At 65.3% G+C, this 16,377-nt stretch carries 16 protein-coding genes; 12 read left to right on the forward strand and 4 right to left on the reverse strand.

Annotated features, from left to right (window positions below; genetic code table 11):
- Positions 1–41 precede the first annotated feature (41 nt).
- Positions 42–707, forward strand: coding sequence for a GntR family transcriptional regulator (locus R3D65_RS17135; RefSeq protein ID WP_371276499.1), 666 nt, complete (start codon positions 42–44; stop codon positions 705–707).
- Between the two features lie 15 nt (positions 708–722).
- Here R3D65_RS17135 and R3D65_RS17140 read toward each other — a convergent pair whose 3' ends face one another.
- Positions 723–2,303: a serine hydrolase gene (locus R3D65_RS17140; protein WP_371276500.1), complete on the reverse strand. Its 1,581-nt coding sequence runs from the start codon at positions 2,301–2,303 to the stop codon at positions 723–725.
- 237 nt (positions 2,304–2,540) lie between these two features.
- Positions 2,541–4,040, reverse strand: coding sequence for a CoA-acylating methylmalonate-semialdehyde dehydrogenase (locus tag R3D65_RS17145; RefSeq protein WP_371276501.1), 1,500 nt, complete (start codon positions 4,038–4,040; stop codon positions 2,541–2,543).
- A 169-nt stretch (positions 4,041–4,209) separates the two neighbouring features.
- On the opposite strand from R3D65_RS17145, the gene R3D65_RS17150 reads away from it, so the two are divergent.
- The 5 genes from R3D65_RS17150 (at position 4,210) to R3D65_RS17170 (ending at position 11,455) form a co-directional block, all read left to right on the forward strand.
- A complete protein-coding gene (locus tag R3D65_RS17150; RefSeq protein WP_371276502.1) occupies positions 4,210–5,091 on the forward strand; it encodes a LysR family transcriptional regulator in 882 nt (293 codons plus the stop codon).
- 310 nt (positions 5,092–5,401) lie between these two features.
- The gene (locus R3D65_RS17155; protein WP_371276503.1) at positions 5,402–7,633 is read left to right on the forward strand and encodes an HNH endonuclease domain-containing protein; all 2,232 of its coding nucleotides are present in this window, start codon (positions 5,402–5,404) and stop codon (positions 7,631–7,633) included.
- A gap of 109 nt (positions 7,634–7,742) precedes the next feature.
- The gene (locus R3D65_RS17160; protein ID WP_371276504.1) at positions 7,743–9,290 is read left to right on the forward strand and encodes a cryptochrome/photolyase family protein; all 1,548 of its coding nucleotides are present in this window, start codon (positions 7,743–7,745) and stop codon (positions 9,288–9,290) included.
- Positions 9,291–9,375: 85 nt separating this feature from the next.
- Positions 9,376–10,515 (forward strand): hypothetical protein, encoded by a 1,140-nt coding sequence (locus tag R3D65_RS17165; protein ID WP_371276505.1) that lies wholly within the window; start codon positions 9,376–9,378, stop codon positions 10,513–10,515.
- A 4-nt stretch (positions 10,516–10,519) separates the two neighbouring features.
- Positions 10,520–11,455 carry a hypothetical protein gene (locus R3D65_RS17170; protein ID WP_371276506.1) on the forward strand — a complete coding sequence of 312 codons (936 nt, stop codon included), beginning with the start codon at positions 10,520–10,522 and terminating at the stop codon, positions 11,453–11,455.
- 12 nt (positions 11,456–11,467) lie between these two features.
- Here the strand turns inward: R3D65_RS17170 and R3D65_RS17175 are convergent, their stop codons facing one another.
- Positions 11,468–11,629, reverse strand: coding sequence for a hypothetical protein (locus R3D65_RS17175; protein WP_371276507.1), 162 nt, complete (start codon positions 11,627–11,629; stop codon positions 11,468–11,470).
- A 181-nt stretch (positions 11,630–11,810) separates the two neighbouring features.
- On the opposite strand from R3D65_RS17175, the gene R3D65_RS17180 reads away from it, so the two are divergent.
- From R3D65_RS17180 to R3D65_RS17195, 4 genes are all read left to right on the forward strand, one after another.
- A complete protein-coding gene (locus R3D65_RS17180) occupies positions 11,811–12,605 on the forward strand; it encodes an SDR family NAD(P)-dependent oxidoreductase (protein ID WP_371276508.1) in 795 nt (264 codons plus the stop codon).
- Positions 12,606–12,666: 61 nt separating this feature from the next.
- Positions 12,667–13,257 carry a rhodanese-like domain-containing protein gene (locus tag R3D65_RS17185; protein WP_371276509.1) on the forward strand — a complete coding sequence of 197 codons (591 nt, stop codon included), beginning with the start codon at positions 12,667–12,669 and terminating at the stop codon, positions 13,255–13,257.
- Between the two features lie 108 nt (positions 13,258–13,365).
- Positions 13,366–13,779, forward strand: coding sequence for a VOC family protein (locus R3D65_RS17190; protein ID WP_371276510.1), 414 nt, complete (start codon positions 13,366–13,368; stop codon positions 13,777–13,779).
- A 4-nt stretch (positions 13,780–13,783) separates the two neighbouring features.
- Entirely contained in the window at positions 13,784–14,506 is a 723-nt protein-coding gene (locus R3D65_RS17195; RefSeq protein ID WP_371276511.1) for a helix-turn-helix transcriptional regulator, read from the forward strand.
- A 60-nt stretch (positions 14,507–14,566) separates the two neighbouring features.
- Here R3D65_RS17195 and R3D65_RS17200 read toward each other — a convergent pair whose 3' ends face one another.
- Complete coding sequence (locus R3D65_RS17200; protein WP_371276512.1) at positions 14,567–15,292, reverse strand: DUF1013 domain-containing protein; 726 nt, start codon at positions 15,290–15,292, stop codon at positions 14,567–14,569.
- Between the two features lie 257 nt (positions 15,293–15,549).
- Between R3D65_RS17200 and ykgO the strand changes: the two genes are divergently transcribed.
- Positions 15,550–15,675: a type B 50S ribosomal protein L36 gene (ykgO, locus tag R3D65_RS17205; protein ID WP_099307297.1), complete on the forward strand. Its 126-nt coding sequence runs from the start codon at positions 15,550–15,552 to the stop codon at positions 15,673–15,675.
- Between the two features lie 99 nt (positions 15,676–15,774).
- A complete protein-coding gene (locus R3D65_RS17210; RefSeq protein ID WP_371276513.1) occupies positions 15,775–16,332 on the forward strand; it encodes a hypothetical protein in 558 nt (185 codons plus the stop codon).
- The last annotated feature ends 45 nt before the right edge of the window (positions 16,333–16,377 follow it).

The raw sequence follows: 16,377 nt of genomic DNA on the forward strand, positions 1-16,377 counted from the left end.
AAGAAGAGGTCAAGCTTGATATATCAGACGGGCAAAACAGCATGAGCGAACCGGCCGGACTCACGTTTTCACACCAAGCGCCTTCCGAAAGCCGTGCGGAAACAGCCTACCGGATGCTGGAGGAAATGCTCGTCACGCTGGACCTGGCGCCCGGAAGCGACGTGACCGAGGGGGCGCTCATTGCCCGCCTCGGCCTTGGACGCACCCCGGTGCGAGAAGCGATCCAGCGTCTGGCCTGGGAAGGCCTGCTGGAAATCCGCCCGCGGGCCGGCATCCGCATCGCACCGCTGATCGAAAGCGACTGGATCAAGGTACTGGACGCCCGCCGCGGCGTCGAGGCGGTGCTGGCCCGCGCAGCGGCCCTGCATCTCACCCCGGCTGCCGCCCAGGGCCTTGCCCGCGCCGCCGAGGCCATGCAGCAGGCTGTCGCGCACAGGGACACCCGCGCCTTCCTGGCCGCCGACAAGGCTTTCGATCTCGCGCTGGCGGAAGCCGCCGAGAACCCTTATGCAGCACGGCTGGCCGCCGCCTTGCAGACCCATTCGCGCCGGTTCTGGTATGCAGCCGCGCGTCCCGACAGCCTCGCCGAAGCCGCCGCGCACCATCTCGACCTGATCAACGCCATACTGGAGCGCGACGGCGAACTCGCCCACGGCGAGGCCCTGCGCCTCATGGCTCTTCTTGAAGCCATGGCTCGCGGACGATGACCACAGCAGGCAAGGCTAGCGCAGCAGCGAGATGAACTTCCCGGCGAGGTTCAGATGCGCCCGTTCATGCGTCCAGTTCCTGCTGTCATGTTCAAGCCATGCAGGATAGGCGGTCACGATCACTGCGAGGTCAAGGTCATGCACCAGGCCGTAGAATTGCCCGCCGTGGCCCCAGGCGAAATTGATCCGGTGACGTCCCGCGGTCGCCTGCCACCACTGGTAGCCGTAACCAAGGTCCCGCAGGTAGCGGCCGGCATGGTCCAGATGCTGCATCGTGACCCAGGCATCGCTCGAGTAATCGGCCAGCGATTCCGAAACCCAGTCCGCCGGGATCACCTGCCTGTCCTGGAAGTGTCCGCCATCGAGATAGAGCTGGGCAAACCTGGCGGCCGTGCGCGGGGTCAGGTGAACGAGTGGGTAATGAAAGTCCTGTCCGTGTTCCCACGTACCGAAGCGGATGCCGAGCGGCTGCATCAGTTGCGCGGAGGCAAACGCATCCAGCGCGGTACCACAGGCCCTGGTGACGATGACCCCAAGCAGGTCGGTCGAAAAGTTGGAATAGTTGAACCGGGTGCCCGGATCGGCGACCAGTGGAAAATCCCGCAGTGGCGCCAGATGGTCTCCTTCCATCAGTTGCTTCCAGAGCGTCGGGTCGGTTTCCTCCCAGGGCAGCCCGCTGCGCATCTGCAAGACCTGCCGGATGGTGATGTCCGCCTTGCGCGGGTCGCCGATCTGGCCGGCCAGTTCGGGCAGGAAGCCCAGGACAGGGGCATCCATGTCGGGCAGGCAGCCTTCGCGCTGCGCCAGTCCGACAAGGGCCGAGAAGATCGACTTTGCAGCCGACTGGATGAGTGTCGCCGTATCGATGCTGCCTTGGTTGAAATATTTCTCGGCCACGAGCTTGCCGTTCTTCAGAACCAGCACGCTGTAGACCCGCGGCAGGGCCTCCGCCTCTCGATAGAGTTCCGCAACCAGCAAGGGGTCCAGCCCCTCGGCTTCCGGCGTGGAAACCGAGAAATCGGCGCGCTTGACCGGGGTGAAGTCGATGCCGGAAAGGTCATCGGCGGAAGGGCGCAGCATGCGTGCGATTTCCGGCTTCGCGGCGGCAACCGCATCAGGGTCCAGACGAAACCCCAACGGCTCCAGTCCGGCGCGAAGCCGGGCAAAAACCTTTCGGTCCTCGGGAAGCGGTGCCGCGGCGTAGTCGTAGGCTGTCGCGCCGCTGGCGCTGCGCAGGGTGCGGTCGGCGCCGGCATCGAGCAAGACGCGGACAATTTCCTTCCGGCCGAGAAAGGCAGCGATATGCAGGGGATTGGAACCCTGCGCATCGGTCAGCGCGGGATCGGCCCCGGCAGCCAGAAGGGCCGCCGCCACGCCGGGCCGGTCGAATACGGCCGAGATGATCAGCGGCGTCGAACCGAAATCGTCACGCTGGTCGACATCGGATCCGGCCAGGATGTGTTGCTCGACCGCGGCCACATTCCCCGTCAGCGCCGCTGCGGGCAGCGGAATGCCGGGCGGCTCGTTGCCGGCATGGGCCAGGGAAACCGGGAGAAGGCAAGCAACCGCAAGGGCCGCAAGGATTGTCTTTCGCAACGCGTTACCCTCCCTGAAGTGAACACGTCACCTTGAATTACATGTTCCGCTCCGCTCCAGCAACCCTTGCGCTTGCGGCCAGGTTCGTCTTCCGGCCCCGGCACGCAAGGGCAATGCGCGCATGAAAGCAGGGCACCGCAAGGACGCGGATTCACCCTGCCGCCGGTAGCAATGAAAAGGGGCGGCCCGTGAGAGCCCGCCCCTTTGCGTGTTTCGCCATGAAAACGGTCCTGGCGGTCAGTCCATCGCCTTGAAATGGAACTCGCCGCCTTCCTTGATGCCGGAGAACCAGCGCGCGGTCACCGTCTTGGTCTTGGTGTAGAAGCGGAAGGCGTCCGGGCCGTACTGGTTGAGGTCGCCGAAGGCCGATTTCTTCCAGCCGCCGAAGGTGAAATAGCTGAGCGGCACCGGGATCGGGAAGTTGATGCCCACCATGCCGACATTCACCCGGTTGGCGAAATCGCGCGCCGTGTCGCCATCGGCGGTGAAGATCGACGTGCCATTGCCATAGGGGTTGTCCATGGTCAGCTTGAGCGCGTCCTCATAGGTCCCGGCGCGCACGGTGGAAAGCACGGGGCCGAAGATTTCTTCCTTGTAGATGTCCATGTCGGGCGTGACATGGTCAAACAGCGTCGGGCCGACGAAGAAGCCCTTCTCATAGCCCTGAAGCGAGAAATTGCGCCCGTCCGCCAGAGCCTTGGCGCCCTGCTCCACGCCCGAAGCGATCAGCCCGGTCACGCGTTCCTTGGCAGCTCCCGTCACCAGCGGGCCGTAATCGACATCCTCACCGGCTGTATAGGGGCCGACCTTGAGCTTCTCGACGCGCGGCAGCAGGCGCTCCATCAGCGCGTCGGCGGTCTTGTCGCCCACCGGCACGGCCACCGAAATGGCCATGCAGCGCTCGCCGGCCGCGCCGAACCCCGCGCCCACCAGCGCATCCGCCGCCTTGTCCATGTCGGCGTCGGGCATGATGATCATGTGGTTCTTGGCACCGCCGAAGCACTGCGCGCGCTTGCCGTTGGCCGCGGCCCGGCCATAGATGTATTGCGCGATCGGCGTGGAACCGACGAAGCCGACAGCCTGGATCGTCTCGTTGTCGAGAATGGCGTCGACCACTTCCTTGTCGCCATTGACCACCTGCAGCACACCGTCCGGCAGCCCTGCTTCCTTGATCAGTTCCGCCAGCATCATCGGCACGGTGGGGCAACGTTCCGACGGCTTGAGGATCATGGCATTGCCGGCGGCGAGCGCCGGACCCATCTTCCACAGCGGGATCATGGCCGGGAAGTTGAACGGCGTGATGCCGGCCACCACGCCCAGCGGCTGGCGCATGGAATAAAGGTCGATGCCGGGCCCGCCATCGTTGATATACTCGCCCTTGAGCAGATGCGGCGCGCCCATGCACACCTCGATCACCTCGAGGCCGCGCTGCACGTCGCCGCGCGCATCGGGGAGCGTCTTGCCATGCTCGCGCGACAGCGCCTCGGCCAGCTTGTCCATGTTCTCGTTGATCAGCGCGGCGAACTTCATCATCACGCGGGCGCGGCGCTGCGGGTTGGTCGCGCCCCAGCCCTTCTGGGCTTCAGCGGCGCGTGCCACGGCATCGTCGAGTTCGGCCCTGGAAGCCAGGGCCACCGTGCCCTGCACTTCGCCCGTGGCCGGATTGAAGACATCGGCCTTGCGGCTGCCCTGGCCGTTCACGGCTGCGCCGTCGATGAAATGTCCGATGGAATACATGAGGGGTTCCTCCCGTCGCTTGCCTCCGGCCGGCGGCCGGTCTTTTCCATGCCGCCATCATGACCAAGCGCCGCGCCGGGCGCAACGCGCGGCTTTCCAAAACCGTTGTGCGGAAATTGAAGAGGATATACCTTGCCTCTCTACATTATCGCGGAACGTGGAGTTGGCCTTGAACTGGGATGACGTGCGCATCTTCCTCGCCGTGGCGCGTGCAGGCCAGATCCTTGGCGCGGCGCGGCGTCTTGGCCTCAATCATGCCACGGTGTCGCGGCGCATGTCCGCGCTTGAGGACGCATTGGGCGTCAAGCTGGTCGATCGGCAGACCACCGGCACCGAGCTGACGCCGGAGGGCGAGCGGTTCCTGGCCACGGCCGAGGCCATGGAAGCCGGCATGATCGCCGCGCGCGCGGAACTGGCCCCCGATCAGGCCGCCGTGTCGGGAACGGTGCGCATCGGCGCGCCGGACGGCTTCGGTGTCGCATGGCTGGCGCCCCGGCTGGGCCGGCTCACCTCGCTCCATCCCGGGCTTACGATCCAGCTAGTCCCGGTGCCGCGCAGCTTTTCCCTGTCGCGGCGCGAGGCCGACATCGCCATCACCATGGAACGTCCCGAGGAGGGGCGCCTGGTGGCCGGAAAGCTCGTCGATTATACGCTCGGTCTCTACGCTGCCAGCAGCTATGTCGATGAAAACGGACTTCCCTTGTCCGCAGAGGCGGTCACCAACCACAGCCTTGTCGGCTACGTGCCCGATCTCGTCATCAGCCCGGCGCTCGACTATGCCGGCGAAATTGCCCCGGACTGGCGCTCCACCTTCGAGATTTCCTCGGCCCTTGGCCAGATGGAGGCCGTGCGCGCCGGTGCCGGCCTCGGCATCCTTCACACATTCCTGGCCAGGCGGCACGAGGATCTGGTGCCCGTTCCGGGCTTCCCGTTGATCCGCCGCGCCTACTGGATCGTCTACCACGAGACGCTGAAGCCGCTCAGACACATCCAGGCCGTGGTGCGGTTCATCCAGGACGAGGTGGAAGCGGCCCGCAGCACATTCGTCTGACCTGGCGTGAACCAGACCGGCCTGAACGGTGCCGGCCGAAGGCCCGGCGGCGCGGGACCGGCAGTCCGGCCATGCCGGACCTGCCCTCTGGAGCGGCCAGGTGACGGGGGCAGACCGGAGCCTGCCCCCTGTGTGACGGCGTTCGCCTGGTTGCCGGAGGGAACGCAGCTTTCCGGATAGGTTTACCTTGGGGCAAGATGCCAACCGTGCATATGGTGCGATCACGCCCCTCCGTGAAAACGCAATTGAGCGCCTGTCTATGCCTCGGCGACGGTAATCGCCGTCCGCAGGAAGGACAGGGGCAGCGGCCATGGTATTGCGTTTCGCGTTCGATCTCGGCACCGGTTCGATCGGAATGGCCGTCTCGCGCACCGGCCCGGACGGCGGTCTCGACCCGGTTTTCTCCGGCGCCCGTATCCTGCCGGCCCGCCCGCCCGGGCAGATTGCCCGCCTCGGGATGAGACGCAAGCTGGCGCGCTACCGCAAGCGCCGCAAGGCGCGGCGGCGGGCTTTCGCATCCATGCTGCGCGGGGCCGGCCTGCTGCCGCCGCCAGGACCGCGAAGCAACTCCCTCTTCGCGCGCGATCCCTATCTATTGCGGGCCGAAGCGCTGGACAAACGCATATCCCTGCATGCTTTCGGCCGCGTGCTGATGCACCTTCATCAGCGCCGCGGCCGTCCTGTTTGCGGAAACCTGCCCCAGGCGGACACCAGTCCACTTGGGGCACGCACGCAGGGCGAATACCTGGCGCGGCGCCATGCCGGCCCGGTCCGAAGCCGGAAGGCCCTGCGCCATCGGCTCGGCAGCGCCTGCGCGGCGGAGGTTCCGGCAACAAACCGGCTCCAGGTCATCACGGAATTCGAACTGCTCTGGCAGGCACAGCAGCGGTTTCATCCGGCAGCGCTGGACGATACGCTTTTTCGTTCCATACACGCTGCCTTGTCCGATGAAGGAGCACAGGCAGGCGGACCACGGTATCACGATCGCCGGATCGCGCCGTCGCTCGGTGCCTTGCGCGACTGCATGGCTGCCCTGGAGCGCCGGTTTGGCAAACCGGATGCCGTGGTCATCGAACAGGCTTTCCCGCCTGCCGCCGCCCCCGGGGAAAGGACCGTTGCTCCCGTCCCGTCCTGGGGTTTCGATCTCCTGCGTGCGGCGCGCCTGCGGCCGAGCCGCCACCGCCGCCTCGTTCTCGCGCTGATGGCGCGTCAGGAAAAGGCAGGCGGCGGAAAGGCTTTCTGCCCCTATACCGGCAAGGCACTCAGGCGGAACCATCTCTTCACCGGCGCCTATGAAGTCGATCATGTCGTCCCGGTCTCCCGCGGCGGGGCTTCGACGGCGGCAAACCTCGTCTTGTGCCATGCGGCGGCAAACCGGCAGAAGGGCAATCGCCTGCCCGGTGAAATGGATGCCGCAAGGCCCCGCCAGCGCCGTCCGGACGACCGCGTCCGTGCCCTGCACGGCCCTTGCCGGCCCCGCTTTGCCGATCGCCATGAAACCGGCCGCCGGACGGAACTGCGCGGCGCGATGCATCGGCTGGCCGAAGCTGCGCGCGAACGCATCGCGGCGCGATGGCCACAGGCGCGCATCGAATGGGCTGCCCCGGTGGCGGTTGCGGCACTGCGAAAGGCGCTTCAGCGCGAAAACGATCACCCGCTCTTCGCCAAGCCGCTCGAAGACAACCGGAACCATGCGCTCGATGCGCTGCTGGCATTGCATGTGGCAGCAGCGCAAAAGGCCTGTGCGACACGAATTCTGCCTGTCCTGGACAATGCGACGGTGACCCACGCCGCCGATTCCGGCGGGCCGGCGACGAAGGAAACGCGGTATGGCGCGGCCCTGCCGGCGGACGGAACGCCGCTGGTCCTCACCCGCCGGCCCCTTGCCTTTCTCAACCGGGCGGAACTGCGCCGGATTCGGGATGATGCACTTCGCCACCGCGTTTGCGAAAGGGTCGCCAGCCTTCCGCCCGATGCCGGATTGGGCGAGGCGCTGGCTGCGCTATCGCGTGAAACCGGTATCAGGCGGGTGCGGATTGCCAGGCGCTCCGCTGCCGCCCGCCCTGCTGGCGATGGCAGCGCCTGGGTCATGCCCTCGGGCAACGCCCATCTGGATATCGTGTCGCTGCCCACCGGTGAGTGGATCGCCTGCGGCGCCAGCCTCGCCGATATTGCACACAAGGCCTGGCGGCCGGTCTGGGAACAGGCGCGGATCGGGGGGAAGCTCGTCATGCGGCTGCGCACAGGCGATATGCTCGAACTCGACGGCCCGGAACCTGAGTCGGGAAAGCGTGTTCTCAGGACGGTTCGCCGGCTGGCCAATGCAAAGGGCCGGCTCTATCTCGCCGCCCCTCGCGACGGCGGTTCCCTCACGAGCCGTCACGCCGACCGCGACGATCCGTTCCGCTGGGAACTGGTGACCGCCGAAAGTTTGCGCAAGCGCAACGCACGGGCCCTGGATGTCTCCCCGGCAGGGGAGGTTCGCCCCCGGCGCAGCAACGTGGTCCTGCCGGTTGTGCCGGTTGCCGGGTCCCGCCCCTGACAGGACCCGGCGCCGCCCGGAAAGAGCGCCCAACCGGAACAGATATTTTGCCGATTGGCGCTGCGACCCTATATCGCGGCATCTGTCATTGCAGCGCGAAAGGGATTTCATGGTTAGTGGCGGGCAAACGGAAAGCGGCCCGGTCTTGCGGCTGGTGCTTGGCGACCAGCTTTCCACCAGCCTCAGCGCATTGGAGGGCATCGGCGACGGCGACATTGTCTTCATGGCGGAAGTCGCTGCCGAAGCCACCTATGTCAAGCATCACAGGAAGAAGATCGCCTTCCTGTTCGCCGCCATGCGTCATTTCGCCCGCGACCTGGAGAGCCGGGGATTGACCGTCGACTATACGCGCTATGGCGCAAGCCACGGCGCTTCGCTCGAAACGGCGCTGAAGGCGGCGATCGCACGCCATGGCGCGTCCCGTGTCATCATGACCGAGCCGGGTGAATGGCGTGTTCTCGAAATGATGCGCAACTGGACAGAAACGCTCGGCCCCGCAGTCGAGCTCCGCCCTGATCACCGTTTCCTGTGCTCCCATGAGCGGTTTCGCGATTGGGCGGAGGGGCGCAAGTCCATGCGCATGGAATATTTCTACCGGGAAATGCGCAAGCAGACCGGCTATCTCATGCGCGGGAACGGGCCGGAGGGGGGCGAATGGAATCTCGACAGCCAGAACCAGGAACCCCTGCCGGACGGCGTGACCATACCCCGGCGGCCCGACTACTCGGTCGATGCCACGACACGGGAAGTCATCGATCTCGTCGAACAGGAATTCCCGGACCATTTCGGCGACCTTGAACCGTTCAACTATCCGGTCACCCGCCGTCAGGCGCTGCACTATCTCGATTGGTTCGTGGCCGAAGCCCTGCCCCGGTTCGGTACCTTTCAGGATGCGATGAAACAGGGTGAACCGCTGCTGTTCCACTCGCATCTCTCGGCGCTGATCAATTGCGGCCTGCTGGACCCGCGCGAATGCTGCCAGCGCGCCGAACATGCCTTTCATGCCGGCGATGCACCGTTGAATGCCGTCGAGGGCTTCATCCGACAGATCATCGGCTGGCGCGAATTCATCCGCGGGATCTACTGGCTCAACATGCCGGACTATGCCGCATCCAACAGGCTGCATGCACGCCGCGCGCTGCCCGGTTTTTTCTGGACCGGCGACACGCCGATGAACTGCCTTGCCCAGGCCATCGCGGAAACCCGCGCGAACGCCTATGCCCATCACATCCAGCGCCTGATGGTGATCGGGAATTTCTGTCTTCTGGCAGGGCTGAACCCGCGCGAAGTGCAGGAATGGTATCTTCTGGTCTATTGGGATGCCTATGAATGGGTGGAAATGCCCAATGTTCTGGGCATGATCCTCTGGGCCGATGGCGGTCTTTTCGCATCCAAGCCCTATGCCGCATCGGGCAGCTATATCGACCGCATGTCAAATTATTGTGGCGCGTGCCGATACAAGGTGAAGAAGAAGACCGGCGATGACGCCTGCCCCTTCAACTACCTCTACTGGGATTTCCTCGACCGCAATCGCGAATACCTGTCCGGCAATGCCCGCATGGCCATGATGTATCGCACGCTCGACCGGATGCAGGAGGACAGGAAACATGCTTTCCGCGCCGATTCGCGCCGTTTCCTCGACGCGCTGAAGGACTGAGGGACGCCTGATCAGGATCAAGGCACGGCGGCCCGGCCGGGTTAGCCTGCACCGCAGGAAACAGATCCGGTCAGGAGGAAATGGCATGCGGTTTCGCGCCATGCTGGCGGCAGGGTGTCTTGCCTTGTCATTCGGTTCACCGGCCACGGCTGGCGAGGTCCATACGCTGGACGGCCTCGTGTTCGAGGCACCGGACCGGTGGGCGCAATTCGCCGGCATCGAGGGGCAGGAGCTCGGTTTCATACGCCCCGACAGTCTCGGCCGCCTGTCGGTCTACTGGTGGCTGCCCGATGAACCGCTGCTCGGCGCGCCGGATATCCTGTCCCACGAAACGCTGACCGTCGCGGGCCGCCCCGCCCTTCTCATCCACTATGATTTCTATTCCGAGGAATCGCTGAAGGCGGTGCTGCTGGAACCCCGTTCCGATGGTCGCCAGCTTGTCATTGCCATCGATTTCCCCCGCGGCGAGACCGCAACCCATGACGCCCTGCTCCGCCAGGTGCTGGAAAGCGTGCGGCTTGGCGTGGATGCCGCCTCGCCAGGGGAGGCGGGCCGGGAGGATGTCCCGCCGGCCGGCGGTTCCGGCGGGCCGGTCGCGCCCGATGGCGGCTCGACAGCCGTTCACGCCTGGCTCTCTGCCCGCTTCGGCCCGGATTGCAGCATGGTTGAACTGGAAGAATGGCGCCACCCGGTTCGCGATGTGCTGCAACAGGCAGGGGCCAACCGCCTGCTTTGGCTGGCGCTGTGCCAGGACCGCACCTATCCGGTCTTCGGCATGGCGTTCGACTACGATCCCGCCGGCGCCACGCGGGATTACTTCCTGCCCCTGTGGCAGGACATGCTGGATGCCAATGGCGGCTGGGCCTTTTCCGTTGCCGTGCTGGGCGACCAAATCCTGATCAATGTGGCGCAGGATGCCGGCGGCATCGTGGTCGACGAGGAAGCGCTCGAAGCGACCCCGCCCGACCCAGCCACCGCTGCGCCGGGTTCCGGGACCGGCACGGAGCCGGGCATTGCCTTCACGGATGATCTGCCCGCCCGCGACGATGCGGGTTCGTCATTGTCTCTGCCTGGGCCTCTGCCTGGCGGAAACGGCGGCTCCGCCCTTTCTGGAGCCGATCCGGAGACCCTTCCACCGGTATCGGGAACGCCGGACCCCGGCGCTTCGCCGCGCAACGGCATGGAGGCCGTCATGCGCGACCTCAACGACTATCTGAAGGATTGATCCCATGGCCCGTCTTGTCCGCCTTCTTGCGCTGATCGCACTGGCACTGGCATTGCAGGCGCCCGCGGCGCAAGCCGGCCAGCAGGATGACGTCGATTACGTGGTCGATCGCATCGGCAAGGTTCTGGACGACTCCCTGGAGCGCAAGAGCTGGAAAAACAGCTATGAGCTTGCCGGAAAGAACATCGAGGATCTGAAGAACACGCTGCGCCAGGGCGGACAGGTATCCTCCAACCCGGTCCAGGCGTATCGGGACAAGCTTGCCGCCATGCTTGAAGAGCGCAAGCGCATCTGGAAGGAACTGGACGATCTCCAGCAGAAATTCCAGAAGGACCGCACGCGCTATTCGCAGCAGGCCATCCGCGACATTGTCGGCGAGATGATCAACCGCATGCGCCCGCGCGCCGGCGCGCTCGACCCCTTCTCCATCGCCATGTCGAAAAACATGGAGGTCATCAAGGATGATTTCTACAAGCTGCGCACGGCCGACCAGGGCATCCGCCTCATCGACGACTACAAGCGCTCCATCCTGCCCGCCATACATGACATGCGCGACCGCGTGCACGGGCTGGAGCCGCTGCTGACCGCCTGGAAGGCCGTCTCCGAACCGGCAGGCTTCGAGGGCACCTATTCGGGCCGGCTGGGCGGCGGCGCGTCTGGCACGATCGAGTTCCGCATCTTCGGCCTCCAGGTCACCGGCACCGTCGCCGGCGCCTATCAGGGCGACCCAGTTTCCGGCTCCTTCACCGGCCGGGTGTCGCCCGATGGCGCGTTTTCGGCATCGCTGAAAGGTCTGGTTGGCGCCGGCAAGTGGGACAAGCCCATGTCCTATGCCGGAAACCTGTCCGGGCGGATCACGCCGCTTGGCGCGACAGGACAATGGAAAGCGGGAAACCGCTGGGACATGCCGTCCGGCGACTGGTCGGCAACGCGGCGCTGATGGCTGCCCCGCTCATCCCCCCGGCCGGACGGCAACGGTCATGACGATGGCCGCGATCGCGATCAGGGCGAGCTTCCAGAAGTCCTTGCGTCGTTTCAGTCCCGGCAGGCCGAGCGGCTTGATCAGGTGTACGGCCATCATGAGGATGATGATGAGGGACAGGATTTTCGACAATGATCGGCTCCGGCGTGCAAGTGAGGGCAACGAACACGGTTGCCGCGGCACCGTCAAGCCTGCACGCCCTGTTGCCGGGGCCGCGCCGGACAGGCCGGAGCGCCCGGTGCGCGCTCTGGCGGCCTTGACCTTTGGCGGTCTCTGACGCACGGTCCCGGCCTTCGGAAAATGAGGACTGAACATGAATCTGCAAGGCAAGACAGCCATCGTCACGGGTGCGGCAACCGGTATCGGCCGCGCCATCGCCGAACGCTTCATCGATGAGGGGATGAAGGTCGTCATCGCCGATGTGGACCAGGAAAAGGGCAAGGCCGCGCTGGGCGACCTGTCGGCACGCGGCGAGGCACGCTTCATCAAGACCGATGTCGCAAAGCGGCTCGATGTGCACAATCTCGTGGCCCATGCGCTGGACCAGTTCGGCGAGATCGATGTGCTGGTCAACAATGCCGGCGTTGTGCATGCCGCCAGTTTCCTTGAACTGGCGGAAGAGGATTTCGACCGCGTCCTGTCGATCAATCTCAAGGGTGCGTTCCTGGCTGGGCAGGCCGTGGCCCGCCACATGGTCGAACGCGTTCAGAACGGCGGAAAGCCCGGCGCGATCGTCAACATGTCATCCGTCAACGCGGTCTTCGCCATCGACAACCAGGTGCCCTATTCCATTTCCAAGGGCGGCATGAATCAGCTGACCAAGGTCATGGCCCTGTCGCTTGCCCCGCACGGCATCCGCGTCAATGCCATTGGCCCCGGCTCCATCGCCACTGAAATGATGGCCTCCGTCGCCTCCGACGAGGCGGCGCGCCGCAAGGTGATGTCACGCACGCCGCTGGGGCGCATGGGCGATCCGTCCGAGATCGCAGCCATTGCCGCCTTCCTGGCATCCGACCAGGCAAGCTACATGACCGGCCAGACCGTCTATGCCGATGGCGGACGTCTGCCGCTCAACTACACGGTGCCCGTGAAAGACCGGAAGGATTGACGGAATGCGGGGCGCAGGCGAAATGCGCCCCGCTTTGTTTCTGGGAAGGAGAGGGAGAGCCATGCGATTTCTGCTTGCGGCATTGCTGCTTGCCGCCACGGCGGCGCACGCCGAGCCGGTTGGCATCACGAAGGACCAGATGAGCGTCACCGTCGAAACGGCGGACGGACCCGTTGAGATTTCACGGATTCAGGACAATGACGCCGTGATCGAGGGTGAGTTCGCCCGCATCGCCCGGCCCTGCCCCAACTTCTGCATCCAGCCGATGATCCCGGCCGAAGGCGTGACCCCGGTGGGCGAGCTGGAAATGCTCGGCTTCCTCAACGATCCGGACGTGGTGGTGATCGACGGCCGCGTCCGGCCCGATTTCCTGACCGGCGCCATCCCCGGCGCTGTCAACATTCCCTACACGCAAGCCGCCGACCGGCTCGGCGAACTGGGCTGCGAACCCGATTTCGAGGGCTGGATCTGCGAGGGTGACGCGGTCAAGTCGGCCGCCCTCTATTGTAACGGTCCCTGGTGCGGGCAATCGCCAACAGCGGCCCGGCGCATGATCGAGGCCGGCTTTCCGGCTGAGAAGATTTACTACTACCGCGCCGGCATGCAGGGCTGGCGCATGCTCGGTCTGACGGTGGCGATGCCGGGCCAATAAGCGGCGCGCGGGGCAATACGGGCAATTCCAGTTCCCACCTCCTGACAGGACGCTGTCAGGAGGCATGTGGCAGAATGGTCCTGTATCGAACCTTTCAGGGAGCCCCCAATGACCGACATCACCGCAAGTCCCGAAGCCACTGCCATTCCCGCCCCGGTCAATGGGCAGGTTTGCTGGTTTGAAATCCCGGTGACGGATCTGGAGCGCGCGAGGACGTTCTATGAAACCGCGCTCGCAACGACCATGCGCCGGGATGATACCGGACCGAACCCGATGATCGCCTTCACATCGATGGATGATCCGGTCGCTTCCGGCCATCTTTATCCCGGCAAGCCGTCCGCGCCCGGCACAGGCAGCACCATTCACCTCGTCGCCCTGGACCCGCTGGAAACCGTTATGGCGCGCATTCCGGCTGCCGGTGGACAGGTCGTCTCGCCGGTGATCCCCATCCCGGCCGGCCGCTTCTTCTACGCCACCGATCCCGATGGAAATTCTGTCGGCTTCTTCAATTTCACGTCCTGACGCCATGCGCCGCGCGGATCGTCTATTCGCAATTGTCCAGCATCTGCGCGGCGGCCGCCTTGTCACCGCGCGCATGCTGGCGGAACGCCTGGAAGTATCGGAGCGCACCATCTATCGCGACATCGCCGATCTTCAGGCCTCCGGTGTGCCGGTGGATGGCGAGGCCGGCGTCGGCTACATCCTGCGCGCAGGCTTCGACCTGCCGCCCTTAATGTTCACCCGCGAGGAAGTCGTCGCGCTGGTTGCCGGCGCCCGCATGGTCCGGGCCTGGGGCGGCGCCGCCATGGCCCGCGCGGCGGAGGAGGCCCTCGTCAAGATCGCCGCCGTGCTGCCCGAGGATGGCGCATCGAGGATCAATGCACCACGGATCTACGCCCCGCCCATGACGCTGGGCGAGACCGAGCGCGCGCTGATCGACCGGATCGAAAGCGCCTGCGACATGTCCACTGTCATGCACCTTGGCTACCGCGATGAGGGCGGCAGGGAAAGCGAACGGACCATCCGGCCGCTCGGCCTCTGGTTCTGGGGCAAGGTCTGGACCCTCGTCGCCTGGTGCGAACTGCGCGGCGACTTCCGCATGTTCCGGCTGGACCGGATGACGGCGCTCGCGCCCACCGGCGCGCATTTCCGCCCGGAAAGGGGAAAGCAACTGGCCGACTTCTACCGCCAGCTCGAAGCCTGCGGCGACATCCCGCGCGACCGCTTGCCGCCAGCCCGGCCCGGATGAAAAAGGCCCGGCCGCTTTCGCGCCGGGCCCCGGATTGCACGCAGCCAGTCAGCCGGCAAATCAGAACGAACCGTCCTCGTCCTCGTCGTCCGTCCGGCCCTTGAGCGAGGAAAGCTTGGCGAACACCTTGTCGGCATCCAGTTCCTCTTCCTCCTCCGCCTGCGCCGGCCCGGAGGGCGCGCCGAAGACCGACGTGCTCTCGTCCAGGTTTTCCGTCGCACTGGCCGGCAGCAGCGTATCGCCGGTTTCCGGCCGCGGCGGTGCGTTCTTGGCCGCCTTCTGCACTTCCATGTCGAGGTCGATCTGTGAGCACAGGCCCAACGTCACCGGATCCATCGGCTGCAGGTTGGCGGAGTTCCAGTGCGTGCGCTCGCGAATCTGCTCGATGGTCGATTTGGTCGTGCCGACGAGGCGCGAGATCTGCGCGTCCTTCAGTTCCGGGTGGTTGCGCACCAGCCAGAGAATGGCATTCGGGCGGTCCTGCCGCTTGGAAAGCGGCGTGTAGCGCGGTCCCTTGCGCTTCTTTTCAGGAATCCGCACCCGGGTTTCCTGAAGGTGCAGCCGGTAGTTCCCGTCCGCTTCACCCTTGGCGATCTCGTCGCGCGAGAGCTGGCCGGTGGAAACCGGATCGAGCCCCTTGATGCCCTGCGCCGCCTCGCCATCGGCAATGGCCTTGACCTCGAGCGGGTGCAGTTTGCAGAAATGGGCGATCTGGTCGAAGGAAAGGGCCGTGTTGTCGACCAGCCATACGGCGGTCGCCTTGGGCATGAGCAATTGCTGGGCCATGATGAGGAATCCTCTTTCTTCGCCCGCGTCTCCCGTCGCGGGCGGTGGTCGCAGCCACCGGTTATAAAGGGAAGTGCCCCCCTATAGTCGGATTTGGCCGCCAGCGCAATGGAAACGAGTCGCTGCCTGCTTGACAGCCGCGCGCCGTGTCGTTTAAGAGCCACCATCCTTTTACGAGAGAGGCGCGCCCTTGCTGGCGCGCTTGTCATGTCAGGCCCGCCTCTTGTTGGCGAGGGCCAAGAAAACGGGTCAGGACGATGAAGATCAAGAATTCGCTCAAGGCGCTCAAGAGCCGTCACCGCGACAACCGCATGGTTCGCCGCAAAGGCCGTATCTACATCATCAACAAGCAGAATCCGCGCTTCAAGGCCCGCCAGGGCTGATCCGGCGCGGCCGCTTGTTCCCCGGCTTTTCCATGCGGGGAAAAAGGCTTCACGCTTTTTTGGTTTGACGTTTCGCTGGACGGAATTACCCTTCCGTCCATGCGAAGCCTTGTTTCTTGCCTGACGATTCTTCTCTGCCTTTCCGGTCCCGCCCTGGCCGACGGGTCTCCCGCGCGCGGCGAGCGGCTCGATACGCTGTTTTCCGAATTGAAGCGAACGGCCAATGCCGCCGCTGCCCGACAGGTGGCAGGCCGCATTTCAGCCCTGTTCGCCCAATCGGGCAGCGCCACGATCGACCTCCTGATGAGCCGCGCGGCCAGGGGCATCGAGGAAAAGAATTACGCCCTTGCCCTCGACATGCTCGACCAGGTGATCATGCTCGACCCGGATTATGTCGAGGGATGGAACCGCCGGGCCACCGTGCATTTCCTGATGAAGAACCATGCCAAATCCATGGCCGACATCGAGCGCGTGCTGGAGCTGGAGCCGCGCCATTTCGGCGCGCTGACCGGCATGGCGGCGATTCTGCAGGCTGAGGATCGCGACGAAAGCGCGCTTGGCGCCTATGAGCGGGCCCTTGAAGTCTATCCCATGATGCGCGAGGCGCAGGAAGCGGTCGGTCGCATAGCCGACGAACTCGCCGGCGAGCCGATCTGAGCTGGAGGCCCGCAGCCGTGCGGGCAGGCAGGAAACAACCCGGAA

This window comes from Zhengella sp. (genome assembly GCF_041397485.1).
Classification (GTDB): Bacteria; Pseudomonadota; Alphaproteobacteria; order Rhizobiales; family Rhizobiaceae; genus Zhengella.